Origin of the sequence: Heyndrickxia sp. FSL K6-6286 (assembly GCF_038630395.1) — a bacterium.
Taxonomy (GTDB): Bacteria; Bacillota; Bacilli; order Bacillales; family Bacillaceae_C; genus Heyndrickxia; species Heyndrickxia oleronia.
The window spans coordinates 4,136,889-4,162,253 of sequence record NZ_CP152029.1; the positions used below are offsets into that span (position 1 = coordinate 4,136,889).

The 25,365-nt window shown below is 34.7% G+C and carries 27 protein-coding genes; 3 read left to right on the top strand and 24 right to left on the bottom strand.

The annotated features are described in order from the left end of the window. Nucleotides 1–60: 60 nt before the first annotated feature. Nucleotides 61–945, bottom strand: coding sequence for an AraC family transcriptional regulator (locus tag MHI39_RS20860; RefSeq protein WP_342540099.1), 885 nt, complete (start codon nt 943–945; stop codon nt 61–63). Between the two features lie 116 nt (nt 946–1,061). Here MHI39_RS20860 and MHI39_RS20865 point away from each other — a divergent pair, with 116 nt between their 5' ends. Then, complete coding sequence (locus tag MHI39_RS20865; RefSeq protein ID WP_342540100.1) at nt 1,062–2,003, top strand: EamA family transporter; 942 nt, start codon at nt 1,062–1,064, stop codon at nt 2,001–2,003. 32 nt (nt 2,004–2,035) lie between these two features. Here the strand turns inward: MHI39_RS20865 and MHI39_RS20870 are convergent, their stop codons facing one another. The 3 genes from MHI39_RS20870 to MHI39_RS20880 form a co-directional block, all read right to left on the bottom strand. Beyond that, complete coding sequence (locus MHI39_RS20870) at nt 2,036–2,539, bottom strand: GNAT family N-acetyltransferase (protein WP_278892017.1); 504 nt, start codon at nt 2,537–2,539, stop codon at nt 2,036–2,038. A 99-nt stretch (nt 2,540–2,638) separates the two neighbouring features. Next, nucleotides 2,639–3,841 carry a macrolide family glycosyltransferase gene (locus tag MHI39_RS20875; RefSeq protein WP_216386055.1) on the bottom strand — a complete coding sequence of 401 codons (1,203 nt, stop codon included), beginning with the start codon at nt 3,839–3,841 and terminating at the stop codon, nt 2,639–2,641. A gap of 119 nt (nt 3,842–3,960) precedes the next feature. Next, nucleotides 3,961–5,247: a histidine--tRNA ligase gene (locus MHI39_RS20880; RefSeq protein ID WP_342540101.1), complete on the bottom strand. Its 1,287-nt coding sequence runs from the start codon at nt 5,245–5,247 to the stop codon at nt 3,961–3,963. A gap of 527 nt (nt 5,248–5,774) precedes the next feature. Here MHI39_RS20880 and MHI39_RS20885 point away from each other — a divergent pair. Beyond that, nucleotides 5,775–6,323, top strand: coding sequence for a copper amine oxidase N-terminal domain-containing protein (locus tag MHI39_RS20885; protein WP_259547546.1), 549 nt, complete (start codon nt 5,775–5,777; stop codon nt 6,321–6,323). 131 nt (nt 6,324–6,454) lie between these two features. Here MHI39_RS20885 and MHI39_RS20890 read toward each other — a convergent pair whose 3' ends face one another. The 7 genes from MHI39_RS20890 to MHI39_RS20920 form a co-directional block, all read right to left on the bottom strand. After that, nucleotides 6,455–6,634: a hypothetical protein gene (locus MHI39_RS20890; protein ID WP_058006662.1), complete on the bottom strand. Its 180-nt coding sequence runs from the start codon at nt 6,632–6,634 to the stop codon at nt 6,455–6,457. 176 nt (nt 6,635–6,810) lie between these two features. Continuing rightward, complete coding sequence (dfr, locus tag MHI39_RS20895; RefSeq protein ID WP_342540102.1) at nt 6,811–7,311, bottom strand: DfrD/DfrG/DfrK family trimethoprim-resistant dihydrofolate reductase; 501 nt, start codon at nt 7,309–7,311, stop codon at nt 6,811–6,813. After that, nucleotides 7,308–7,883, bottom strand: a complete 576-nt coding sequence (locus MHI39_RS20900; protein ID WP_278892013.1) for a sugar O-acetyltransferase — start codon at nt 7,881–7,883, stop codon at nt 7,308–7,310. Before MHI39_RS20900 ends, dfr begins: the two co-directional genes overlap by 4 nt. A gap of 51 nt (nt 7,884–7,934) precedes the next feature. Next, the gene (locus tag MHI39_RS20905; protein WP_342540103.1) at nt 7,935–8,738 is read right to left on the bottom strand and encodes an HAD-IIB family hydrolase; all 804 of its coding nucleotides are present in this window, start codon (nt 8,736–8,738) and stop codon (nt 7,935–7,937) included. 109 nt (nt 8,739–8,847) lie between these two features. After that, the gene (locus MHI39_RS20910; protein ID WP_342540104.1) at nt 8,848–10,074 is read right to left on the bottom strand and encodes an MFS transporter; all 1,227 of its coding nucleotides are present in this window, start codon (nt 10,072–10,074) and stop codon (nt 8,848–8,850) included. Between the two features lie 41 nt (nt 10,075–10,115). Then, nucleotides 10,116–11,144: an ROK family protein gene (locus MHI39_RS20915; protein WP_259547555.1), complete on the bottom strand. Its 1,029-nt coding sequence runs from the start codon at nt 11,142–11,144 to the stop codon at nt 10,116–10,118. Between the two features lie 300 nt (nt 11,145–11,444). Further along, complete coding sequence (locus tag MHI39_RS20920; protein WP_342540106.1) at nt 11,445–12,290, bottom strand: AraC family transcriptional regulator; 846 nt, start codon at nt 12,288–12,290, stop codon at nt 11,445–11,447. 353 nt (nt 12,291–12,643) lie between these two features. Here MHI39_RS20920 and MHI39_RS20925 point away from each other — a divergent pair, with 353 nt between their 5' ends. Next, complete coding sequence (locus MHI39_RS20925; protein WP_169793009.1) at nt 12,644–12,802, top strand: hypothetical protein; 159 nt, start codon at nt 12,644–12,646, stop codon at nt 12,800–12,802. A gap of 54 nt (nt 12,803–12,856) precedes the next feature. On the opposite strand, the gene MHI39_RS20930 is transcribed toward MHI39_RS20925, so the two are convergent. From MHI39_RS20930 to MHI39_RS20990, 13 genes are all read right to left on the bottom strand, one after another. Next, nucleotides 12,857–13,696 (bottom strand): alpha/beta fold hydrolase, encoded by an 840-nt coding sequence (locus MHI39_RS20930; protein WP_180211567.1) that lies wholly within the window; start codon nt 13,694–13,696, stop codon nt 12,857–12,859. Between the two features lie 156 nt (nt 13,697–13,852). Next, nucleotides 13,853–15,004: a cation:proton antiporter gene (locus MHI39_RS20935; RefSeq protein ID WP_058006215.1), complete on the bottom strand. Its 1,152-nt coding sequence runs from the start codon at nt 15,002–15,004 to the stop codon at nt 13,853–13,855. An 878-nt stretch (nt 15,005–15,882) separates the two neighbouring features. Continuing rightward, nucleotides 15,883–16,452, bottom strand: coding sequence for a hypothetical protein (locus tag MHI39_RS20940; protein WP_180211566.1), 570 nt, complete (start codon nt 16,450–16,452; stop codon nt 15,883–15,885). Between the two features lie 71 nt (nt 16,453–16,523). Beyond that, a complete protein-coding gene (locus tag MHI39_RS20945; protein ID WP_342540107.1) occupies nt 16,524–17,222 on the bottom strand; it encodes an SRPBCC domain-containing protein in 699 nt (232 codons plus the stop codon). Then, nucleotides 17,209–17,535: a metalloregulator ArsR/SmtB family transcription factor gene (locus tag MHI39_RS20950; protein ID WP_058006218.1), complete on the bottom strand. Its 327-nt coding sequence runs from the start codon at nt 17,533–17,535 to the stop codon at nt 17,209–17,211. Before MHI39_RS20950 ends, MHI39_RS20945 begins: the two co-directional genes overlap by 14 nt. A 598-nt stretch (nt 17,536–18,133) precedes the next feature. Further along, complete coding sequence (locus tag MHI39_RS20955) at nt 18,134–18,904, bottom strand: prolipoprotein diacylglyceryl transferase (RefSeq protein WP_342540108.1); 771 nt, start codon at nt 18,902–18,904, stop codon at nt 18,134–18,136. A 392-nt stretch (nt 18,905–19,296) separates the two neighbouring features. Then, nucleotides 19,297–20,067, bottom strand: a complete 771-nt coding sequence (locus MHI39_RS20960; RefSeq protein WP_342541473.1) for a putative protein N(5)-glutamine methyltransferase — start codon at nt 20,065–20,067, stop codon at nt 19,297–19,299. 250 nt (nt 20,068–20,317) lie between these two features. Next, a complete protein-coding gene (locus MHI39_RS20965) occupies nt 20,318–20,854 on the bottom strand; it encodes a hypothetical protein (RefSeq protein ID WP_342540109.1) in 537 nt (178 codons plus the stop codon). 168 nt (nt 20,855–21,022) lie between these two features. Continuing rightward, the gene (locus tag MHI39_RS20970; protein ID WP_071977598.1) at nt 21,023–21,679 is read right to left on the bottom strand and encodes an HAD family hydrolase; all 657 of its coding nucleotides are present in this window, start codon (nt 21,677–21,679) and stop codon (nt 21,023–21,025) included. 562 nt (nt 21,680–22,241) lie between these two features. After that, nucleotides 22,242–22,787, bottom strand: a complete 546-nt coding sequence (locus tag MHI39_RS20975; protein ID WP_342540110.1) for a DUF1572 family protein — start codon at nt 22,785–22,787, stop codon at nt 22,242–22,244. A 410-nt stretch (nt 22,788–23,197) separates the two neighbouring features. Further along, nucleotides 23,198–23,548: a VOC family protein gene (locus tag MHI39_RS20980; RefSeq protein ID WP_058006223.1), complete on the bottom strand. Its 351-nt coding sequence runs from the start codon at nt 23,546–23,548 to the stop codon at nt 23,198–23,200. A gap of 107 nt (nt 23,549–23,655) precedes the next feature. Next, entirely contained in the window at nt 23,656–24,207 is a 552-nt protein-coding gene (locus MHI39_RS20985) for a GNAT family protein (RefSeq protein ID WP_342540112.1), read from the bottom strand. Between the two features lie 299 nt (nt 24,208–24,506). Further along, nucleotides 24,507–25,103, bottom strand: a complete 597-nt coding sequence (locus MHI39_RS20990) for a hypothetical protein (RefSeq protein ID WP_342540113.1) — start codon at nt 25,101–25,103, stop codon at nt 24,507–24,509. Nucleotides 25,104–25,365: the final 262 nt, after the last annotated feature.

Below are 25,365 nucleotides of genomic sequence, written 5' to 3' on the forward strand. Positions count from 1 at the left end.
TATTTTGTCCTTCTATTATTGAATAATCTGTCAATTTTAAGAACGACTGTTTCTTAAATATTAGTCATTTTTATTTTTCTTAAATGTTAGAGGTGTCATGTTCATCGACTTTTTAAATTTCTCGATAAAATAACTTGTGCTGTTAAATCCTACTTGAAAAGCAACATCCGTGACATTTGAATCTGGTTGCTGTAATAGAGCTTTACTCTTCTGAATTCGATAATCCGTAAGATAATTTGATGGGGTTTTCTTTAAATACCGTTGAAAATAGCGACAGCATTCGGAACGGCTCAATTGCCCAGCTCGTGCTATATCTTTTAGCATGACTTTCTCTGTGTAGTGTTGATGAATCCAATTTAGCATTTGCTTCATTCGCTTGTTCCTTATCATTTCTGACTGTTCGTACTTTAATTGGAAACCGTTTATGATTAAGTTTTGCCACATCAAAGTTAATTGTACCGTGATGTCAATTTCATAATATGGGGACTTTTTTTGCATCAAATGATTGATTTTGATAATCGCCTCTAAAATGTTTTTCCCCCATTCTTCCTTTGTGTCTAGGTGAACATACGTTAAATTTGTTGCTTGAATATACGGAGCTACATAGGTTGCATAGAGATCTTGAGCTAAGACGAAATGAGGTGAAACATTTAAGCAGATATAAACACATCCAGAATGATTAATCTCCTCAGCCATGTGCAGACAGCCACTATTGATAAATAGTCCCTCACCTTCTTGGACGATTATTTTTTCTTCATTTATTTGAAAGACAGCTTCTCCTCTGATGATCAAGACAAATTGAATTTCATCATGCCAATGGAGGGGGATATGTCCATTTATATTTTGGTTAATTGCCGTTTCATAACAGGCAATCGGTAACAATAATGTACGATGCTCGGTTAACTCTTTATAACTTTGATCTACCGTGAAATGTTTAATCATCAATAATCACCTCAATATATTGATACTTTTATATTCAATTTAGATATTTTTTTAAGGAAATACCACTTATTATTACTATAGTACAACACGATTTTTATATTTAAAGGTGGAAAATAACTATGAACAGAGGTAAAGGCTTATTTCTTGTGATAACAGGAGCAATATTTTGGGGAATTGGTGGTACGGTAGCAAAAAAGCTGTTTCAACAATATGGGATTGATGTGAATTGGCTTGTTTCAACACGACTACTGATAGCTGGTGGATTACTATTAGTGATTCAATTAATTGGGAAGGACCGTTCTCAAGTAGTAACGGTTTGGAAAATTAAGAGGACAGCAGTACAGCTGATCATTTTCGGTTTAATTGGTATGCTCGCGGTTCAATATACCTATATGGCCTCCATTAAACATGGGAATGCTGCCGTGGCTACGCTATTGCAATACTTAGCTCCTGTCATCATTATCATTTACTTAATTTTACGCAAACAGGCTACTCTAACACGGCAAGATATATATACCGTGTTACTCGCATTAATTGGTTGCTTTTTCTTATTAACAAACGCTTCACTATCACAATTATCCGTTCCGACACCTGCAATCATTTGGGGGATTTTATCAGGACTAGCGTTGGCATTTTACACTTTATTCGCTATTCCTTTACTGAAAAAGTATGATTCCCTTGTCATTGTTGGCTGGGCGATGATTATCGGAGGCTTTGCATTAAGCTTTATTCACCCACCTTGGCAAATGGACTTTTCTCATTTAACCCTTGAAGCATATTCATACTTAGTTTTTGTCATCATATTCGGTACAATGATCGCATTTTGGTTTTATATAAAAAGCTTACAAAGTCTATCACCTAAAGAGTCTAGTCTTTTAGGCAGCATCGAGCCTTTAGCTGCTGTACTAACGACTGTCTTTTGGTTAAAAGAGCCTTTTGGAGTTTTCCAATGGGTAGGTACAGCTTGTATCATAGGTATGATCCTATTATTGGCTTTAAATAAAAATGCTTCTTCGCCAAAAAGGCAATCTCAAAAAAAGAAGGAGACCCTTTATAGTTAATCTATTAAAGGGCCTCATTTTTATCTTAACGATCATAGACTCAAGCGCCAATTATTGCAGCTCATAAAATTTCCTGGAGGGTATTCGAATTCACATTCAGATAGTAATTGAAAATGAAGCTTCCGACAAATTGCATTTGATGCAGGATTATCAATGGAAGGGAAAGCATGTATGTATTTATGCTTGTTCATAGAAGCTGCCTCATCAATGGCTAATTTCACTGCATTTGTAGCAATTCCTTTTCCTTGATAGCCTGGTAGGATGCTCCATCCAGTTTCATAGATACTTTCTCCGTTCCAAGTAGTTTCCCAATAACCTACAGAACCAACATGTTCGTACTCTGGCAATACAATAACGGAAAACATACGCCCCCTATCACCTAATTCTAAATATCGTTTATGACGTTTCAAAATCTGCTCTTCACTCTCTGGACCTCCGAGGTGCTGCATCATTTCTGGAGAATTAATTTGAAATAGTAAATTAAGATCTTCTTCTGCCCAAGGCTTAATCTGAATGATTTGGTTACTTGCCTCCATATTTTTTCATCCCTTCACAACGTGTTTGTTACTCTTTCTATATGGAAGCAAGAATTTCCTTTATTACGCGTTTATTTACTCTCCCGCTCAATAACTTTTTTAAATCCCATATTTACTTTTAAATTTGAAAATCTCTTCAACAGCTTGGCGATATCCACCCGATGCTTGAAAGGATTCACTAGTATTTGCAGCCATGCTTTGGAAGGAAGGATTATTTAATACTTGATCTACAGCATCACGTAGTTGATCTTCGGTCAAGCTTTGCATATTTAATTTAATTCCTGCTCCGATTTTGACAACTTGCTCGGCAATGATCGGTTGATCCGCACTTTGTGGGATGACAATGAGCGGTACCCCATAATAGAGACCTTCATGTGCACTATTCATTCCACCATGGGTGATAAATAATTTAGTGTTTTTTAGCACCTCAGTTTGCGGAACATATTGTTTGACGATGAAGTTTTTAGGAATCTCGCCTAACTCAGCTATTTGAGTTTTCTCGCCAATTGACATGACAACATGATGATCCGTGTTCCCCAATGCTTGGATACAAAGCTTATAAAAGTCAATTGCATGGTTCATGATCGTACCAAGTGAAATGTAAATGAGGCTTTTTCCCTTTATAGCACTCATGTCGAAGCTTTCTTGTGTTGGTCGGATAGAGATGGATGGGCCAACAAATTGATAAGTTTCGTCAAATGTTTCTGCAAGAGGTTGGAACTCCCTCGTTGTATAAACCATTGTAAGTGGTGCAGGATTACAAAATACTTCATAGGGCGAATGGATTTGAACATTATATTTGTCTTTAATATTAGTGGTCAGATGTTGAAATTCATCATTTAGCGTTTTAAGTATATCTGTAGGGATATTTTCTGAAAGTTGCTCCAGCATTTGATCGAATCCTGCTTTTGTTTCGGCAAAAGAAGTACAGGAATTAATGGCAGGGAGTTTAAGGATTTGTGCGAGCAAACGTCCACACCCAAACATCGAATCGTGGATCATATAATCAAACTGCTCACCTTCTATTTGCTCAAGCACACTAGGTATAATGATGTCCGCTGTACGCAATAGACCATTGATTCTTTCGAGTAAAAACCTTCGTCCACCCGAAATAAAGGCTTTAATAAACTTGTCACCGTCAAATGTTCTTACAGTAGCTCCTGTCTTCTCAATGCGCTCCCGATAAGCTTCTATTGTAAAATACACGACATCTTCCCCACGTGAAATAAGTTCTTGCACAACTCCAATCGTTGGATTCACATGTCCTTCTGATCCACCATTAATAAATAAAACACGTGCCATTTATACACACTCCTTACATTACAGTTCGTTATCTTGATTTAGCTCTTTTCTAAATTGAAAACCTTCAATTCTCTTAGAAAAGAGCCTTATTCAGTCATCATAGCTACGGAAACACTTTTTCAATCCCTGTACTGATAAGATACTATTTTTTCATCACCTGTAAACATATCCTTGATTTTAAATTGATTATTTTCCACTTCATTCTCTCCAATAATGATCACATAGCGAATCTTCTCTTTATTTGCTTTTTCAAGGGCTTTACCTAGTTTTTTGTTACTCATCTCATATTCGACTTTATAGCCTTGTTTTCTTAAATAATTGGCTACTAATAAGGATTCTTTTTGAGTTCCTAATGGAATAATATAATAATCCACATATGGATTTTCCTTCATTTCTTCCGTAGATGTACGTATAGCCGTATAAATAACATCAAGGCCGAATGAGATTCCCACCGTTGAAAAGCTCTCATTTGTTCCTATCAATCCACCAATTGCATTATCATATCTGCCACCACTTCCGATACTGGATTTAATCGACTGGTCCGTTAAGAATATTTCATAAATAGTACCTGTGTAAATCTCTAATCCCCTTGCTAAAAAAGGATTAAATACACATAATTTCTCTACTTTAAGAAATTCTAGATAGGATTCGAGCTCTTTTAATTCATTTAAGCCTTGCCTTACTTTTTCATTTTGATTGGAATAGGATTCAAAATAGCTAAAACTTGTATTATTTTCATCAGTTAAAAATTGATTTATTAAATGAATCGTTGAACTTGATAATCCCTGTTCACTAAGTTCAGAAATAACAGCAGCCAACCCTACTTTTTCGAGCTTATCTAGAATTAACACAACCTTGTTCATTTTTTCAACCTCTATACCAAATACTTCAAGCATACCAGTTAGCAATTTTCGATTGTTATACTGAATAGTTACCTTTAATTCAAGTTTATTGAATACATCCAAAGCCATCATCATTAATTCAGCTTCTGCTACTTGCCAATCTACTCCTACAATATCAACATCACATTGTGTAAATTCTCGAAACCTCCCTGTTTTTATAGGTCCATCTCTAAATACTTTACCAATTTCATATCTTTTAAAAGGCATCTTTAATGATGGGTTCATAGCAACAACTTTTGCAAACGGAATAGTAAGATCGTATCGTAATGCTAACTCTCTTTCACCTCGATCAGTTAACGTGTACATTTCCTCTAATATTTCAGCGCCTCCGCCATATTTCGAAGCAAGCAATTCAGTATAATTTAATATTGGTGTTTCCAGTGGTTGACATCCATATTGTATAAATACCTCTTCTAAAATTTGTCGAATATTTCTTCGGACCACTTCAGCATTAGGTAAATAATCTTGAGTTCCCTTCACATTTTGATAATCCATTTTCTTCATCATCTTAACCTCCAAATTTTAATAAGTGTATAGCTCTTTCCTCCATGGAATGAAGAAGATAAGTTAAAACTTATCTACATAGCAACATTCCTAAAAAAAACGAAAAAACCGCACTTGATTTAAGTGTTAAACTTAATCAAATACGGTTGAATGATAAATAGCCTTCCTATTTACGATTTTTAAAATCGGTTAGCAAGGCTACTTGATATGATGATGTAATTGTGAGAACAGCATAATTAACTGAAATGAACGCATGATACCCACCTCTAATTTCCAATAATATACTATACTACATGATTATTTTCAACAACATTCTGCTAAATTAAACGATAGTACTACAGTCAACTTGGGATGAAAGGTTGTTTTACACAGCTCTTTAAATGGCTATTAGGTAAAAATGAGTATTTAGGACTGATTTAGAATATGAAGTTGATTATACATCACAGAATTATTAGAATATTATAAACAGCAATTGGATTAATGAATTAAAATATGGGAGTTATTTTTTGCAAAAAGGGGGCTAGAAAATGATTAGTAGAATGTTATCTTTTGTTACTATATCCATTTTAATAACCATTTCATTAATGTTTTGGGGTGTAGAGAAACAAATTGCGAATGCGTCGACACTAACATCTGCATCAAAATATACATTATCTATAAATGGGAAAAAAGTTAATGCAAATGTTCAAGTCATCAAAGGAAGGAGCTACGTCCCACTAAGAGCCATTACAAACAAATTAGGATACACAATCTCATACGCTCTTGTAGATGAATTAGACCTTTATCAATATTATGAAATTGATGGAGCAAGCAAACGAGTCACTATTTGGGGAAATAAAAATAGAGGCTATTCGATAATAAAAAGAATTGGAAAAGAATATAGTCCTGACGATATTCAAATATATGATGCAAAAATCAAATGCGTTAGTGAAACAGATCTTTGTGAACTGATTAAGGATATCTATGAAGGTCCCTTTGTAAAAAATAATACACTTTATGTACCAATCCGCTACATGGCAGATGCGTTCAGTTTAAACCTAAAGATTTCTAATAATATTATTCATATAACAAAATAAAACTATCACTATTGCAGATTTTCCATCTTCCCCCATTTCCCACTACTTCATATCAAACAGGACTCTGATACAAGCAGTGGGTTTCTTTCCTTCTTCTAGTCTACTGATCTTAATAGTGAATTCGGGGCTTCTTAGTTTACTTTCTCGTTTTTATCCATTAAAGCTGTAATTAGGATGTAAACTACCGCATAAATAATAGACCGAATAATGCTATCAGACCAATCAATTTCACCTTCCTTTATATAATCCCATATCACAAAGAAAATAAATATTGCTATACCAAATAATAAACCCTTCCAAAGTAAATTCATATATATGTGCCCCCTGTAGCTATTGAAACTTCATCCTTGTAGAACATAATAGATGGGGAAAAGCTGTTTTCTTTAAATTAGTTCAGAATTTTTTGAGGTACAGGTAGAATGCTTATTTGTTCAAACCTCCTACAACCTATCCTTATTCACAAAGTAAAATCAAATCCCCTAAAAATTTAAATCTCAGTAGCGATATTTCGTTCATAAATATGAAAAAAATAATGATATGGATTTTTATCATCCTTTACGCCTTTTTCAACAGATACTTCTTTCCATTCATCATAATTAACTTCTGGAAAAAAGGTATCTCCTTCAAATTCATGATCAATTTTTGTTATGTACATTTTCCTAACATAAGGTAAGAATAATTTATAGATCTGTTCTCCCCCGAAGATAAAAATCTCTTCTTCGTTTTTACACATCTCAAAAACATCATTCATTGAATAGGCCATTTCACAATTAGCAAATGTGACATTTTTATCCCTGGTCAAAATAATATTTCTTCTATGCGATAAAGCCCTGCCAATCGATTCGAAATTTTTCCGACCTAATATGATTGGATGTCCTTTTGTAGTATTTTTAACATATTCCCAATCCCGCGGTATTCTCCATGGAATATCATTCTTATAACCAATGACTCTATTTTTATCCATCGCTACAATTAAAGAAATTTTCATATGCCACAACCGCTCCCGATAATCTGCTTAATTACTTTTGCTGGATTACCACCGACTACTACATTATCTGGTACATCTTTAGTAACTACTGCACCTGATGCAATGACAACATTATCACCTATCGTCACTCCTGGATTTATTACGGCACTTCCACCAACCCATACATTATTACCAATCGTAATAGGTTTTGCGTACTCTTTACCCGAATTTCGTTCAATTGGATTCAGTGGATGTGTGGCCGTATAAATGTGCACCCCAGGTCCAAACATACAATTATCCCCAACCTGGACTTTACAAACATCTAGGATGGTACAGTCAAAATTTGCAAAAAAGTTTTCTCCAACATGCGTGTTATAACCATAATCAAATCTTATATTTGGCTCCATATATATATTTTCACCAGTTGAACCGAGTAATTCCTTTAGTAATTGCGTTCGTTTTTCTCCTTCTGTTTCAAGGGTTTGATTATATATTCTAACCTTTCGTCTTGCTTCATCACGTTCCTGTAATAAAACTGGGTCAGCGGGATTGTACATTTCCCCAGCTAGCATTTTTTCTTTCTCTGTTTTCATAGGTATCCTCGTCCTTAGTTAATTTTTATGCGAAAGTAGTTACGTAACTCGTTAATTTCCTTGTAAAGCCAATATTTGAATGATAGTTCGCATTACCGCATCCTCTTCATTCGATCGAGTAATAAAATTTGCTGCTTCCTTTACTTCTTGAACTGCATTTCGAACTGCAAAGCTATACAAGCCACATGACATAAGCTCAATATCATTATGACCATCTCCGAATACCATTGTTTCTTCAAAAGTAACATTTAATAAGCGTTGTAAATGTGCCACTGTAGTACCCTTATGAACATTGACATTAGCTATATCAATCCATGCAGGCTCCGAAGCAACCATATATGCTCGGTCAAAAAACTGGGATAATTTTTCCCTCGTTTCAAAACAACCAAGAGCAGGATCATGAATGGTAATCTTAACAAAATCCTCTGTTATCTCATTAAATTCCGATACCTGTTTTACTTGCGCATAGGATTTTCTAACAATGGCTGCTTCTGTTGGAGGGATGTTATTTTTAATCATTGCACCACTTCTAGTGCAAGCAATGATTGTATGGTTCAGACTTATTTTTTCAAGACAACTTATTATTTCCAATCCTAATGTGTTATTAATAAGAGATTCATAAACAAATTTTTTATTATGTTTGATTCGTGTTGCACTATCACCTAAAATCCATAAATCGTCTGCATCATCACCAAATAATTCTTCTATGCGCTCGCATTGCTTCCCAGTAACAGGGGCAAAAACAACTCCTTTTTCACTCATTATCTTTTTTACATCTTTATACAGCTCCCGGTTAAATTCTCCATCATTATTAAGGAATGTCCCGTCCATGTCAGATAACACTAATTTAATCATTAAAGCTCTCTCCCCTTTTTGTTTTAGATGCTCATTTCTCCTATCATTTACTTACTATTTTCTCAGTGAAATGGAGGTGGTTAACAAATTTTCAATCGATAATGATTAGTTATAGCTTTACCTGACTAGCATCATGTTTGAGAAAAGTGCCTTTCTTTTTCAAATAGATATTTAATTTTTCTGAGCTTAAAAGCATTGCTATAACAAAAAACAAAATACAAAACGGGAAGATCCCGATTGTTGAATGAGATGCAAGGAAACCAAGAAGCGGCGGCATAAAAGTACTACCAGTATAAGCAACTGCCATTTGATAGCCCATAATTATCTGGGATTGCTTTTTCCCAAATCGAGTGGGGGTTTCATGCAACATACATGGAAAGATTGGTGCTAAACCAAAGCCAACCAAAATCATACCGATAAGTGAGAAAATAGATGGAAAGGGCAGGGATAAAAGTATGGCACCAATTAAGGCAATGATTTGCCCTAGTCGAATGAGAGTCGCATTATTCATTTTAAAGGTAATAAATCCTGTAATAAATCGACCAACAGTAATTCCTCCATAATATAGAGAAACCCATTGGGCAGCAACCGCTGCAGGTAAGTGTTTTACATTTACTAGAAAACTACTCCCCCAAAGACCAACTGTTGATTCAACCGCACAATAAAATAAGAAAGAGATCAATGCCAGTTTAACTCCTTTGATTTGTAAAGGTTTTAGATTTTTTGTATCATCCTCAAAATTTTTATCTCCATCTGAATCCTTATTTAGAGTGATATTCCTATTTTTGATCACTCTGTTCCATAAGGGCAAAGAAAGGAACAGGATGACAACTAACGTAAACTGAATGCCGGAAATGGCAAAATATCCATTTCTCCATGAATTTTGTCCGGAAATAAATTGAGCGATAATAAGTGGCCCCACTGTCGCTCCGACTCCCCAAAAACAATGTAACCAGCTCATATGGTGTGCTTTATAATGTATAGCAACAAAATTGTTTAACCCTGCATCAACCGCTCCAGCACCTAATCCAAGAGGGACGGCACATATAAATAACCAAATAATTGATGGGGAAAAATAAAATCCTAGCAAAGCACAAGCAGTCAACAAGCAACTGATTAAGGTAACTTTTCCTGTTCCAAACCGTCTAAGGATCTTTCCACTCACTAAACTGGAAATAATCGTCCCTCCAGCAATTGTCATAAAAAGGAATCCCGCTGTATCAAGTGGCGCATCAAAATCCGATTGCATCACGGGCCACGCTACCCCCAGCAATGAATCTGGTAAACCTAAGCTGATAAATGCCAAATAAATAATGACCAAAAGGAATGTTGCCATCCTACACCTCACCATTACATATTTTTGCGTTTCCTTTTGTTTTATTTGCTTATTCTGTTCATCATAAGATCAATTCCAAGACTTTGTAATCCAAATAAATAGTCCTGTTTCCACTCACTCACTGTTAACTCTGGTAGATGTTCTGATGGGATATATTGCGAACTGACTTTCGTGATTTTTTCCAATACTTTCTTTTCAACTTCATCATTACAAAAGATGATCGTATGAGGGTTAATAATCGCTACAAATGAGGCTATTAATCTACTGATTGCGTCTATTTCATCATCCGCGGCAATCATTCTTGATCCACTTTTCTTTTCTAACACCTGACCAAAATTTCGATCATTATACTGTGGGATGTATGAAACCTCTCCAGAGAAAAAAGTGCTACCTCTTACTACATCCCCATTAATCATAATTCCCGCTCCCGGACCATTTTGACCAGAATACAAATATACTAGTGATTGATTTTCTTTGATCCCCTTATGATGGTGAAATCCGAGAACAGCGGCATTCATATCATTCTCTACTACAACAGGTAAAGAAAAATAATCCTCATAGTATCCTTTCAAGTCAAAATTTTGAAATTGCATGTAACCAGGTATATGAAAAATCCGACCACTATCAACTGAACCTGGAACTCCGATTGCGACCGAACTGATTTTGGGATAGGAAGTCATTATATTTTCAATGCACTTTGTTAATAAATTCAGCCCATCATCAACTAATACACTTGGTGCTTTTCCAAGTTTCTTTATTTCACCGACACAATTGAAAATTGCATAATTCGTCTCTGTCTTCTCTAAGAAAATGGCGAGACCTAGCATATGCTCCGGATTGTATCTATATCTTTTCGCCTTTCTCCCGCCACTAGAAGCATCAAAACCCACCGAAATAATTTCCCCATCCTTCTCCATTTGCGCTAAAAACTTGCTTATCGTTGGAAAACTAATATCTAAAGCGTGGCTGAGCTCAAGTTTAGTCGCACTTCCAAGGTCTAAAAGAGTCGAACGAATACCACGAAGGATAAGCTTCTTCATCGATTTTGGTGTTGCAAAAAGGTCACTCACTAATTTCACCACCTAACTAAATACTTATTAAAGAACTTTAATAAGTATTGGTGACAATATATCATATTCGTTTTTTAATAACAATATTAAATTGAACTTTTAGCAACTTTCTGATTATAAAATCTGTACGCATCATTATAAAAAGTGCTTCGTTAGTAAAATAGATGAACCGTTTAGAAAATCCGGATTTAAATCCTTAACAAAATCCAAATATAAAAAGCCCCAATCTCCTCAGAAGCTAAATTTGAGAATTGGGCTTTTTCCTTTACAAATAAACGGTATCTTACAAATGTATATATTTTACTTTGGTAAAACAGGGACCCAAAGTTCATGTCGTGGTTTATGCTTCGGGCCGTAATAACATTCTATACACGGTAAATTTGCCAGTTCGTACTCAGAAGTTGGAACCCATTCAGAATATAAACGTTTCCATGCATCCACTATGTTCGGAAAAACAGCCCATGTACTTGCTGGAATAATGAGTGTTTCCATATCGGCCGGGGGTTCCCCATCGTATCTCACACCCATAAAGTAGGTAAACTCTTCATCTGTAATAGCTGCCTCTTTTCCACAAACCCCCAAAAGGCTTTCAAGCGTGCATTTTGGATGTTCCCATGACATATCTTTTAATTCTTGCATGAATCCATCTTTTTTTGCAGTGTTCCAAAGCGTAGGAATTGTTTTAAATGCTCTGCTAGTCTTTACTGGTTTACCTTTTCCTACAATTCTTAATTCAAAATCTAGCTTTTCAATTCTGTAATCCATCTCGGTATCTCCTTTAATAGAAATTTGAAAGGAAATTTTCGGAAAGGCTTTCAACTGGACACCTTTATTACGCGCATTAGATGGGGTTACTCCATGCATTTTTTGAAAAGCACGCGAGAAAGTATCAGAAGAAACATAACCATATTTTATTGCCACATCGATGATCCGAATATCACTTGTTTGAATTTCAAATGCAGCGAGTGTTAATCGCCTTCTTCTAATATATTCAGAAAGCGATATCCCTGAGATGGAAGAGAACATTCTTGAAAAATGAAACTCAGAGCAGTTAGCAGCCTTTGCAATTTTTTTATAATCAATCTCTTCATCCAAATTACTTTCAATATAATCTAATGCATTATTCATTCTATGTAGCCAATCCATAGCCTTACTCCCTTTCAACTATACTGTAAAACATGAATAATCATACTACCCGACATTTCATGCCTAAAAATGTTGGTAAATAACTACGACATTTAATAGAAGGATAAGCTATTTTTCCTTCTGATCGTTTCCTATAAAATGAAGCCCCCTAAACATTTGTATTGATTTTTACAGTCCTCCTTTTTTATAAAAAGCAATGGAATCACATCAAAGACTTGAAATGATTTACCAATCTAATAAAGGAGAGATTACCCAAAGAATGATTCGTATGCCACTTTACTTTAAATAACATCTCATAGAACCAATTTCTTTGTAAATAATAAGGTTAAATAATAATCCGAGGTGATCTCAGTATGCAACAGAATCAACAAGGTAAACAAAATATGGGTTCTATTATGAAACCAGAATTTGCTGGAACAGATAAACAAAAGGTAAAACAAGAAATTCAAAAAGATGTAAGCCAAGGACAAGGTGCAATGACATCTCGAGAAGCAGGAGCAATGCGCGATTAAAAGCCACTTCAAGTGGCTTTTTCCACCCCTATCCACTGTCTATTTCATATCAGTCTACTGAACGCAAGTCGACTTAACGAACTTCTTAAATTTATCAGCTTCTTCAACAAAAGGATGATGATTACTATGCTGAAATGTTGTTAGTTTGGCATTGGGATTTAAATTTGCAATCTCTACCCCATATTTATAAGGACATTCTACATCATGCTCACTAGCATAAATATAACTTGGGATTGTAATGTTTACTAGCTCATCTCTTATGTCATATGTAGGAATTTCTTTCTCAATAAAATGGTTTAGACGAACACCCACAGTCTTACCACTGTTAGGAATTTTTAACGCCTCTTTAAGTTTTTCCTCTGAATAAAAGGACATTAAATCCCATTCATATCCTAATTGTTTTCGAATTTCTGCTGGGGTAAGCGGATCATTCAGTTGGTTCATAATCTCCATTATGCGAGTAAAGTTAGGATTCCTTCTGGAATAAATACACTTCGGATCTGAGCTATATTCTTTACTAGCGGACGTTCCTCCTGCAATTATCTTTGTTAATGATGATGGTGCAAGTATGGCATATTTAAGTGCGAGCATCCCTCCTGTGGAATGCCCAGCAAATCCCCATTTATCATATCCTAAGGCAAATCGGATAGCTTCTAAATCTTTCACGGATTCATCCATACTATATTGATTTTCACTATCGGCTTTAACAGAATTACCACAACCACGATGATTTATTAAGAATACTTTGTAATCAGTTGTAAATGGATTGGCAAAAGTATTTCCACGTTCATCATATGAACAATATAGATGAGTGACGCACAAAGGATTTCCACTACCAGAAACGAACACTTCAAATTTCCCTCTATTTGTTTCAATAATATCTCGCTTCCACATTTTTCTCCCTCATTTTCTCCTACTACCTTGATTTGTTCATTTAGTAACTTCAACAAAAAAAGCGTTTATCCTTCTTGGATAAACGCCCCTGATAATTAACTCACTTTCATTGTATAGGACCTTCACTTAGTTAGAAATGAATGATGTGATCATTTGTTAAGCGATATTCGATTCTTTTTTAGGATGTGATTTAAAAAACAATTTCATCATTGGCGGGGTAACAATGGTGGTCACAAGCACAACCACAACAATGACAGCAAACATATCTTGACTTAATAACTTTGATTCTAAGCCAATAGATGCAATAATTAATGCCACTTCCCCACGAGAAACCATTGCTGAGCCTATCCCCAATGAGCTATTCCACCCAAATCCAGCTAGCTTAGCACCAATAGAAGCGCCAATTAACTTTGTTAAAATTGCTAATATACTCAGAATGATTATTATACCTAGATTTTTCGTAATACCTGTAAATTGTGCTGTGACACCAATTGAGGTAAAAAACACCGGAACGAAAATGGAATAACTAATCGTTTCAACCTTCTCAAAAACCTCGTGTTTGAAGTTAGTTACACTTATGGCTACACCAGCAATATAAGCCCCAATGATTGCTGCAACCCCTGTATATTCCGCAAAATAGGCATAAATAAAACAGATAATTAATGCAGACGAAATGACCGTTTCTGTTACTTTTAATGATGAGAACCTCTTCAAAAACCAAGGAACTACCTTCCAACCAATAAGAATAGCTGCTGCAAAGAATACAACTTTCTTTAAAATAACAGTCGTTAAATGAACATCTCCCCCAGCAAAACTCATTAAGAAGGCCAAAGCAATGATGACAACAACATCATCAATGACGGCAGCTCCTAATATTGTCGTTCCTTCAGGTGTTTTTAATTTGTTCATTTCTTTAAGTGCTTGAACGGATATACTCACACTTGTCGCCGAAAGCAATAAACCTAAAAACCATGATTCCATCGTAGTTAGATTTAAAATGATTCCCGCAAAATAACCTAAAACAAGGGGAACAATAATCCCTCCAAAACCTACAAAAGTGGATGCTTTTCCTGTCCGTTTGAATTCTTCTAAATCAGTCTCTAATCCAGCAATAAACATTAATAAAATAACACCTATTTGACTAAATTCAGCTAATGTTTCTGTCTCATTTACTAACCCTAATACCGATGGACCCAGAACAATTCCAATTAAAAGTTTTCCAAGAACAGATGGCTGCCCTAATCTTACACTCAGACTCCCAGCTATCTTTGATGCAATTAAAATAATGGCTAATTGTAATATTACCACCCTTTTGACCACCTTTCTTTTTATAAGATTGGTTAAAATCTAACCAAAAATACAAAAAGAGCCTGTTACTAAAAGACATAGTAGTCCCTTAGTGACAGGCTCCTCCAAGTACGTTGTATTTAATTATTTACATTGTAACATATTCAAAGCTGAAAAGCAGGAAAATTCTTTTAATATTTTCATTAACCAGATATCGACGGAATCAAAACAGTTATATATAGTCGACAATCATTAAGAAGTAAAGTTTGAATCAATATGAGGTAACTAAGAGAGCGTATGAATACCGTGAAGGAGGATATTGCGTCTGTATGGTAACTATACAGAATGATTGATTACCCTGATGGAGAAATTTGCGTCTGTATGGTAACCAAAGAGAGTGATTGATTACCCTGAAGGGGAAAATTGCATGTGTACGGGAACCATACAGAGTGATTGATTACCGTGAAAGTGAAATTTGCATGTGTACGGTAACCATACTGAGCGATTAATTACCCTGAAGATGAAAAAGGAGTGTGTACGGTAACTATACTGAGTGATTGATTACCCTGAAGATGAAAATTGCATGTGTACGGGAACCATATTGAGTGATTGATTACCTGAAGATGAAAAAGGAGTGTGTACGGGGAACCAAAGAGAGTGTTTGAATGCAGTGAAGGAACAAAATACCTCTTCACAGAGCTAGTCCCTTTCATTTCACGAGAAAAGATCTGAAACTTCTATAAGACCGCTCTGAATACTTTATTGGATGTAAAACTAAAACATGTAGTTGGGCTTTTACACCTAATATAAGATTCAGCGATTCTTATAAAGTTTGTAGCTCTTTTCTCAATGAAATGAAAGGTGGAGCGGTCTTCAGCTGATATTTATTTCTTAAAACTTCACTTGAATGACAACAATGTTTTAGAAAAGAGCCTTAAAATTTCATCATATATTTCATTTACAATTCTAGATATCGAAAATGTTCCATCCACAATGATGTCTGAATTAGGTTTAATTGTCTTTAGCATTTCAAGATAGCCCCGTCTTCCTTGTGATATATAGTTTTCCAACTCATTCAAGATTCTTTCATGGGAGCTATTTTTAAAATCTCTTATTACTCTACGTGCCATTGCAATATCCAATGGAGTATCAATATACACAGCCAAATCAATCAATTGACTAGTTTTAGAGTGCTTATACGCAAATGGATAATCAAGTACAATGAAATCTAAAGGCTCAGAGAGTAATTTCTTTATATCTTTAATGAACGGATCTAAATTCCACTCATCATAATTAGCCCCATTATCAACCCAATGAATAATGTCATTGGGACCATCAAAATCATAGTCATCAAAAAATAGTGTTTCAGAATTAGATAATCTATCATTTAAATGTTTGGCTATAGTTGTTTTCCCTCCACCAGAAACTCCCGAAATAGCAATAACAAATGGTTGGTTTCCTTTCTTCATAACATCCACCTCTATTTTAAAAGGCTTACTTTGTATACCTCTCCATTATTTCCATAAACCTTCATTGATTTTTAATAAGGCACTGGATATCTATCTAAAAGACAGTTTATCTGAAGCTGTTCACTTTGTCTTACGATGGTCATAGCAACTACGCAATCGACAGTGCTTTGATTTAATGTTCGTTCAAATGATTCATATCCTTCAATTTCATTTCCATCCATTTCTATAATAATATCATCAGGCTTAATTCCAGCAGCCTCTGCTACCGAACCTTCCTTCACCTGTAAAACCTTTGTACCTTTATTTTTCTCGTTGGTTGTATGTGCAATACCAATCCATGTTTTCCAATATTTTGAGCGATTATCAATTCCAGTTTCATAGACACTCTTTAGATTTTCTAAAAATTGAGCTGTTCGAAACAACATATTTTCCTTTGTAGCTGGGTTCATCTGACTAATAAAAGAAGCCTGATATTCAATACTTACCTGAATCCCACTTTCAACTTCTTTTAAAGAAGTAATAGTCGTAAAATCCCCATCAAGGCTCTGAAGTACAAAGCGTTTCATTGGATCTATTTCTGTAAATACCCCTTCAGATGTTGCCCCCCAGCCATGTTCCATATAGCCTCTTCCACCTATTCGAAATTCAATCTCAGCATTTTTGGTATACCAACGGTTTAAATGCTCAGACTTTGTCAACGCATCCCAAACTTGCTCTAAAGGGGCATGAACGACAATTTCTCTCACTACAGATTCCTCAGTCATCTTCATTTTGAAATTCTCCTTTTTCCACATAATTTTTTAAACTTATGAGCTGTTCATCAAGTAGTTCCCCAATGTAATGAAGCATTTCTTGGTAAGCCGATTGGAGTATGCTGAGATTTAATGAATAGATACGATATTTCCCATTCAACCTTTCTGAGATCATTCTTTCCTCCAATAAAATAGTCAAATGCTTCTTAATCGCAGGCTGAGAGATATCAAATGCATCGACTATCTCCTTTTGAGTTTTATTTCCTTGTTTTAGCATACTTAATATACGCCTTCGTGTTGAATCACCTAAAGCTCGATAAATATCTGGCACCTATCATACCCTCACCTTCATCATATAACCATTAGGTTATATGTAGTATAAAAATAAAAGGAATAATTGTCAATATTTTTCTGAAAAGTTGAATATATTTTATAACCAAACCGCCCCTCTCGAAAAATGTTCTCCTTTCTGTTTCAACAGTTAGGTTTCATCCTGTTGTTATAATCATAAAATATTAATGGATGTAAATGTAATACACCGGATGTTTATTTTTAGAAAATTATAATTATTTAATCATTACTTGTGTTATTATAAATTTAAAGGAGGTTGAGTCATCAATGTGGTGGTTATATGTATTATTGGGAATACTGATTGTACTTCCAATAGTTTTCTTTTCAAATAGTTCTAATACTAAAAAGAGAATGGACAAAGACCTTGAAAAAAACCCTTATGACCAAAGAAATAACCTACCTCCACCAGGGGCAGGACCGTTTTAAATTAGAAAATAACTAATGGCCGTTTTATTTAATTCCTCGGTTACTTTTAGTAATTCCTTCATTAAACCAAATCCGATAGAATATCAATCATCAAACCAAGCCTCCTGTCCACTACGGATAAGAGGCTTTGGTTTTTAGGTCAATTCTAACATTTATACATTTTTACCGATAAATCTATTTTGGTTATGTGACATGACTAGGAAGATGCCGGTTACGAGTACAATAATGAGTGCAATAAATTGCGAGGTTGAAAGTACCCCCACTTGACCTCGAATAATATCTCCTCTGAAAAACTCAATAACAAATCTTCCGGAACTGTAAAGAATCAAATAGATGCAGGAAACGAGTCCGGGTTTTTTCGTTCTTTTCGCCAAATAAAGCAAAAGGATGCAGAGAGCAAAGCTAAACACACTCTCCATGATTTGAGTGGGTATTAATTTAACATCATTCGGAGCAATGTCAGAGTGGTGAAAGGTCATTCCCAGAAAGCTGTGTGTTTCTTCACCATAACAACAACCTGCGAGCAAACAGCCGATTCTTCCAAACCCCTGTGCTAATGCAATGGAAGGTACAAAAAGGTCCAGGTGCTGTAGGAATTTAATATTTTTCATTTTGCAATACACTAAACCAGCCAAAATACCGCCAATAATTCCTCCGTATACAACAAATCCTTCCCCAAAGTTCAGAAGGATGCTAGGATGACTAATAATATTTGGAAATTGAGTAATCCAATACAACAGTTTTGCTCCAATGAATCCACCAACTAGTCCCCACACGGTTAGTGAAAAAATATGCGATAATTCAAATGGACGGTTTGTGGCTCGATGAACAAGGAGTCGGTATGCAAAAAATATACCAAGCGCAATCATTAATCCATACCCATAAATAGTTACTGGCCCAATTTTAAGAAGCTCATTGTACATGTCCTCTCCTCCTAAAAAATTATTTTTTGGTTCAAGTTTTTAGAAATTATTTGTTTTCTGTTACATAAACCTAATTTATCTCTTTATTTCCTATTAACCATATACAATTTTACACTTAATTTATCAGAATAAAAAAACTACTTTCAGAAACATAGTATAGTAATGGCTTGTTTTTATCAAACTTTATCTCTAATCTACAAAATCCCCACCGCTTTATATGCATATAACTATATTTAGCAATGACAACAAATACCACTCTTCAACACTACTGCACTTTTAGTCAAAAAAAAAAAGAGCTATTGACCCTCAATAGTTCTTCATCTCATCCTCCTTTTCACTTAACTACAATCTTCTTTGTTATGTTTCCATTCAACACGCAGATGCCGAAACATTCAAAGTAATGATTTGGTTCCAATGACAACTGTTGCATCCAGTTCTTCTTCCTTTACTACTTTTGTTGTTAATCCAACACTAGTAAAAATTTCATAAGCATAAGGTGCTTGCATTTCACTGGTCTCTATCAATAAGTTCCCTCCCTGTTCAAGCCAATAGGGAGCTTCTTCCACCACTCTTCGTAAGATAGTCAAGCCATCATCTCCCCCGTTTAAAGCAATATTGGGTTCATGAACACGAGCCTCAGATGGTAAGCGTTCTATTGCTAGAGTGGGAACGTATGGAACATTAGCAACCAAAATATTTATTCGACCTCTTAGCACTTCTGGTAATGCATTAAACAAGTCACCTTTAAGAACATTTCCACCGAATTTTGATACGTTTCTCTTTGCACATTGGGTTGCAATGGGATCAATGTCAGAACTATATAAAGTAATTTCTTTAAGAGCAGCTGCCAGAGCCGCACCTATAGCCCCTGATCCACAGCAAAGATCAACGATAATATCACCAACACAAGCTAATTTTTCAGCTTGATGAACAAGAAATTCAGTACGACGCCGAGGAATAAAAACTCCCTTTTCCACTTCTATTCGTAAACCACAGAACATTGCCCACCCAACGACATATTCAAGAGGGATTCCCTTAGTGCGCATCTCTACCTTTTTTAAAAGGTCCGGTAAAAAATGTGCCTCTGAAATAAGCAGTTGAGTCTCCTCTTCTGCAAAAACACAACCGGCACTCCGTAGCTTGCTGACAATAGATTCTAAGATTTGATCATCCACTATTATATTTTGCTTTTTACCTATAGCTATCACCCTTTTTCTTCTTAATTACTCATTAAATACGATAAAAATGATGAATATCCTTCTTTCCTGCCCATTTAGTAAAAAAGGGTGCTACTTATATGCGGCAACCCTTTTAGAAACTTTTTATATAGTTTTCATATGAAACCTTCTCTATTAGACTAGATTAATAGCAATTTTTATTTAAAAAATGGCCTCATTGCTTTAAATACATTCTCTACTTAAAATCCGATATTAAACGGTATAATATCTTTTTACTTTCTGCATCCTTTTGTCGATATGGTCGACCAATTTGTTCATATACTTCTTTTTCTTCCAAAAGCTGTTTTGGATTTAAGACATTTGCTAATATCCCATGCAACATGAAACTTTGGGTTAACAAGGAATCTTTTCGCCAAATCCATTCATGCAACCCGTTCAATATAAGATTCCCATCAACGGAATGCGTGATATAACAATATGTGACTTCCACATTACCCTTTTTGAAATCAGACTGCCTATTTTGAAATTCCTTTTTAACAGGAATTTGCTCATAGCCTACTTTTACAAGTTCTTTTTCTAAGCGTTCTCTATTCTGTATCCAAGTGACTAAATCAATATCATCATGTGACCGAGTAATTTTGCCTAGCAGAAAATCAATGGCCCACCCTCCACGTAACCAGAATTCGATTTCAAGTGCTTCACAAATTTTACTCATCTCACCCAATACTTTTAATTGTGACTCTGTTTGTTCATCTAAAACTTCATGTGTCATGAGACGCCTCCTATTAATCTAAGAGTCCTTGATTGTTAGAATAAATTACATTGTCCACATATAAAAAAGAAACTTTATACTCTGTTCATTGATCAAAGAAAAACTAGCTTAATGAGCTAACCACCTGAATCAAAAAAATCAATTAGCTTGTTATTTGAGTATTAGAATTTATCGAGAGAACTTTATTAATTGATATTCACTTAGTAGTTCTTTCAAATCTTGCCTTTTTCTATCTAAAAAAAGACTTCTTATACCAACTCTTTCAGCACCTTCAACATTTTCCATTTTATCGTCAATAAAAAGACTTTCCTCTTTTTTAGCTTTTGCAACTTGAAGAGCGTAATTATAAATGCCTTCTTCAGGTTTTTCATTGTTTACATATGCAGAAAGAATGATAGTCTCAAAGTATTTGCGAATACCTAATCTATCAAAAATCCAATCCATACTTGGCATTGCATTTGAAATAACAGCTAAACGATAGTCTTTTCTCAATTCCTCAAGTGTAGCTTTTACTTCAGGATATAACTCGCAATGATGCGCATAATGAGTAAAAAAGAACAATTCATTTGTTAGATCAATATCCCCAAGTTCTTTAGCAATTGTTCCATAATAATTTTTATAAAATTGTTCTTCTTGGTTCCAATTAGTAATAAATGACCATTCATTTTGCTTTGCCTTCGTAATTGCAGCATCGATTTCGGAAATCTGATATCCTCTTTCTTTTAATAAATTCCTAATTCTATCATCTTCTTTTACAAAAGTCTCAAAAAGAACACCCCCAGCATCCAAGAAGATAACCTTGATTTTACTATGTTGTTGACTCAAAATTATCACCTGCCCGCTTATTTCCTATTATAAGGAGTATTCTGTAATGTAAGAAACAATTCCTTCTTGCAATCTCCCTCAATGAAAAAAAGACTTTACTCCTTAATTAAGCATAGTCCCCTCTCGTTAGTGATTGAAACTCTTTATTTTCTAGTTATATTTGAAATTAACAGTAACAAATGATAATAAATATTTGATGCGATAAAGCAGTATATTGAATATAAAAAAACTTCCATATGATATATATTATTATTTCGAATAAGTAATATAAGAAAAATAAACCCAACGAATATACCAAATAATGAATATAATCCGAGTCCAACAAAATATCTTGTCCAGACTGACTTGCAATTAGATTTCTCAATTAGCTTATCAATAAAAATTGAAAGTGGTAGTCCTACAAATGAATAAACAGGTCCAGCATAAATCATAACTAAAATTAACGTTTCAAAAAAACCAAAATAATAAACATTAGGTTCCCGTTGAGAACTGGGAACATATGAAATCCCAGAAAATATTGTTGAGAATAAAATCACAGATAGGGTTACTGTAATAAACCTATTCAACTTTTCACCATTTTTTTAGTTGCTACCTTTTCATTAAATTCTTTCGATCCATTCTTAGGAATACTTAATATAGTCCAATCTTTATCCTTTATTTGCTTCCCAATGTAAAGAATTTGTCCCAAATGATAACTAATATGAACCAATTCAGTTTGAATTGCTTGAAGAACACTTAAAGGCTGTTTCCTAAGGGTAACCGTTTTATTTAAATCCTCTGGTTTAAGATTTTCTATTGTATTAAAAAGTAATTTCCATCCTTCTTCCCAACTTTTCATTAGACATTCTTTCGTTTCATTTTTATCTACAAATTCTAAATCTCTATTTCTATAAGGTTTTTCCCCATCAGAGGTCAAAAAATCTACCCATCTAGAGTGCATATTCCCACTTAAATGCTTAATGATGATTGCAATACTATTGGACTCTTCACTCGGCTTCCAGTGTAATTCATCTTCAGATAATTGATGTATCCCCTTTTCTGCCCGTTCTTTAAAGTGTTTTAATTGCCCAATTATAATAGATAGGTATTCTTTTTCAAAGCTGCTCAAACCTATCCCTCCTTTTTTTCTCGATGTGCTGCAACCACATAATGAAACATAATCCGTTAGCTTAATATCTTCAACAAAAGAAGCGTTAATCCTTCTTCGATTAACCCCTCCGATACTTTTATTGTTTTTTTCACAAGCCCATCTCACTTCAAGAAGTTTAATCATTTAAATCATATGTATCTATGGGTTTATACACTCCAGATGGATAATAGAGTGGAAGTGTGAAGGCAAAAAAAAAGCAACCTAGGAAAATGAATTAGTTGCTTTTTAACCTCAACCACCTGCACTAGAATGTGATCCTGGATCATGGGAAGGTGGATCATAATTTCTAAATCTCCATTCAACATATGATTATTTTTGTGCTGTCTTCTTCAATTAATGTGCTGGATATAAGAATGTTATCGGATTCTCTATAAATGGGTAAGAATATTGACTAGCTTTCCGAATGGATCCCTTACATAAAAACGCCGAACTCCCCATGGCTCATCAACTGGCCCATACTCAATGGGAATCTCCGCTTCTATTACCCTAGTTAATGCATGGTCAAGATCATCAACTTCAATGGACAAATCGGGAACTGGTGTCCCGGAGCCTCCTTCTGAAAGAAAGCTAATCTGAATGTCCATTTTCTCATATGATCCATAGGTTGTAATAAATCCCATATCCATCAGTTGATCAAGCCCAAGCACTTCCCCGTAAAAGTACTTTGCTTTAGAGATGTCCTTCGTCTCAATATTAGTAACAATTCGTTTGACCTTCATCTACACACTCCCCTATTTTTTTGATGCCCAATTTTAATTCCACCATCTAGCCGTTTGTTAAATAACTCCAGCTTTGAATTCAAGCCCTTATTAGCTTAAAAAGCATGCTATTCTCTGTTTATCCAATTTTCTCTTGTTAATTTCATATTGATAGAGTCAATCCATTTTCCTTCAAACTCTAGGTCGTTTTCATCAATATTATCTATTTCAAAACCAACCTTTTCATAAACATATTTGGCTCTTGGGTTGAAGTCAAAAACGCTTAAATTTAGTTGATTAAGTGTAGTATTTTTAAATACATAGTCAATTACGAGCTTAGTTGCTTCCGTTCCTAATCCTCGGTTTCTTCCCCTTGGACTAATAAGTATCCTAAAGTTCATGCTATGACTATTTTCATCGTATAAATTGACCACTACCTCTCCCACTAAAATGCCCTGCGATTGGTCAACAATAGCTAGATCCAAGCGATCAGTTTGTTCATTTCTTGTTGTATACCATTTGAGAATGGATTCCCTATCAAAATCCGAACTGCTCCCTGTCAGTTTTAATACCTCGGGATCCTTTAAGCATTCCTCTATAAAAGGAAAGTCTTCATCCTTAAAAGGTCTGAGCACAACTTTCTCCCCTTCTATTCGTGGTTTATGACTTAAATCCACCATTTCACTCACACTCCCTTATTTCAAGTTAACATTTACTCGCATTAGTCTATTATTTAACAAACTGCCCGTTAGATGAATAACTTCAACAAAAATAGTGTGAATCCTTCTTGTACTATCATTCTCCTTTACTTCAAACAAAAAAGCATCCCTTGTTAAAAGAATACCCACTTAGTTTCAGTGAAAATCCTCATAATGAATCTTGCCTGAACAACATCTACTTCCTTACTATGTAGTCGTAACTCTAAAAAATGCCTTCTCACTAAAGAAAAGCCTCCGAATATTAATAATCCGGTTTATGGTTAGTCAGTCATTAAACTTTCTTTTGAATTTGAAATATACCGATATGTCTCTTCCCCTACTTTTTTATTCTCAAAAGCAACTGCATTTACGAATATACCCTCAAGTTGGAATTCAGTTGCTTTTATTGGCTTATTGGCACTAAATAAATAGTAAGAACCATCACTTATGTATGAGTTATTAAATTTTATAAACATCGGGGAAGAAACTGATTTTATAAATGTATTAGTTTCATTGTTTTGCAAGGCACCTACGGAAAACTTAATTACATTGTAAGGAATAATATTTATCCCTTTCTGCACTTCTGTTAGTGGATTGCTATGAAGATTTAATACATACTGATACTCTTTTTTATTGCTGTTGTAATATTCTTGGATGTTATAGCTTATATTGTTTATTGCTGGATTTGGAAGTAATTCACTAGATTTAGTATAAGAAATCGTTTTTTCCTTAAAGGTATCTAAGTTCTTAACTTTTATGGTTGACACCGACTCCTTACTCACTTGTTGGTCTGTTTTTTTTATTTCACACCCTGTGGAAACTAAAACAATTAAAACTACTAGAAACAGAGCTGCAATTTTTCGAAACGCTAAAATCATTGGGATCTCCTTTTCAAACCTTTTTTATTGTTAAACTAATTTACTTAAGACCGTTTATTTGAATATAAACTATTTCAATGCCCCATATAAAAATACCTGCTTATTTTGTGTAGCCTTATTGTTGAATAAAAACTAATTAAATTTGTTCAAATAAAATTGCCCCTTTCGTCCAATAAAAAAAGAGCTGCGGATCTCTATCTGGATCTTCAATTCTTGCCCCCCATACTTGAAGTACAACATTTCTTAAACTGATTATTTAAGC

Excerpts from the sequence above, each read along its gene's own strand:
- MHI39_RS20865 (WP_342540100.1), top strand. The coding sequence starts at position 1,062 with ATGAACAGAGGTAAAGGCTTATTTCTTGTGATAACAGGAGCAATATTT.
- MHI39_RS20870 (WP_278892017.1), bottom strand. The coding sequence starts at position 2,539 with ATGGAGGCAAGTAACCAAATCATTCAGATTAAGCCTTGGGCAGAAGAA.
- MHI39_RS20875 (WP_216386055.1), bottom strand. The coding sequence starts at position 3,841 with ATGGCACGTGTTTTATTTATTAATGGTGGATCAGAAGGACATGTGAAT.
- MHI39_RS20880 (WP_342540101.1), bottom strand. The coding sequence starts at position 5,247 with ATGAAGAAAATGGATTATCAAAATGTGAAGGGAACTCAAGATTATTTA.
- MHI39_RS20885 (WP_259547546.1), top strand. The coding sequence starts at position 5,775 with ATGATTAGTAGAATGTTATCTTTTGTTACTATATCCATTTTAATAACC.
- MHI39_RS20890 (WP_058006662.1), bottom strand. The coding sequence starts at position 6,634 with ATGAATTTACTTTGGAAGGGTTTATTATTTGGTATAGCAATATTTATT.
- dfr (WP_342540102.1), bottom strand. The coding sequence starts at position 7,311 with ATGAAAATTTCTTTAATTGTAGCGATGGATAAAAATAGAGTCATTGGT.
- MHI39_RS20900 (WP_278892013.1), bottom strand. The coding sequence starts at position 7,883 with ATGAAAACAGAGAAAGAAAAAATGCTAGCTGGGGAAATGTACAATCCC.
- MHI39_RS20905 (WP_342540103.1), bottom strand. The coding sequence starts at position 8,738 with ATGATTAAATTAGTGTTATCTGACATGGACGGGACATTCCTTAATAAT.
- MHI39_RS20910 (WP_342540104.1), bottom strand. The coding sequence starts at position 10,074 with ATGGCAACATTCCTTTTGGTCATTATTTATTTGGCATTTATCAGCTTA.
- MHI39_RS20920 (WP_342540106.1), bottom strand. The coding sequence starts at position 12,290 with ATGGATTGGCTACATAGAATGAATAATGCATTAGATTATATTGAAAGT.
- MHI39_RS20925 (WP_169793009.1), top strand. The coding sequence starts at position 12,644 with ATGCAACAGAATCAACAAGGTAAACAAAATATGGGTTCTATTATGAAA.
- MHI39_RS20930 (WP_180211567.1), bottom strand. The coding sequence starts at position 13,696 with ATGTGGAAGCGAGATATTATTGAAACAAATAGAGGGAAATTTGAAGTG.
- MHI39_RS20940 (WP_180211566.1), bottom strand. The coding sequence starts at position 16,452 with ATGAAGAAAGGAAACCAACCATTTGTTATTGCTATTTCGGGAGTTTCT.
- MHI39_RS20945 (WP_342540107.1), bottom strand. The coding sequence starts at position 17,222 with ATGAAGATGACTGAGGAATCTGTAGTGAGAGAAATTGTCGTTCATGCC.
- MHI39_RS20955 (WP_342540108.1), bottom strand. The coding sequence starts at position 18,904 with ATGTACAATGAGCTTCTTAAAATTGGGCCAGTAACTATTTATGGGTAT.
- MHI39_RS20965 (WP_342540109.1), bottom strand. The coding sequence starts at position 20,854 with ATGACACATGAAGTTTTAGATGAACAAACAGAGTCACAATTAAAAGTA.
- MHI39_RS20980 (WP_058006223.1), bottom strand. The coding sequence starts at position 23,548 with ATGAAGGTCAAACGAATTGTTACTAATATTGAGACGAAGGACATCTCT.
- MHI39_RS20985 (WP_342540112.1), bottom strand. The coding sequence starts at position 24,207 with ATGGTGGATTTAAGTCATAAACCACGAATAGAAGGGGAGAAAGTTGTG.
- MHI39_RS20990 (WP_342540113.1), bottom strand. The coding sequence starts at position 25,103 with ATGATTTTAGCGTTTCGAAAAATTGCAGCTCTGTTTCTAGTAGTTTTA.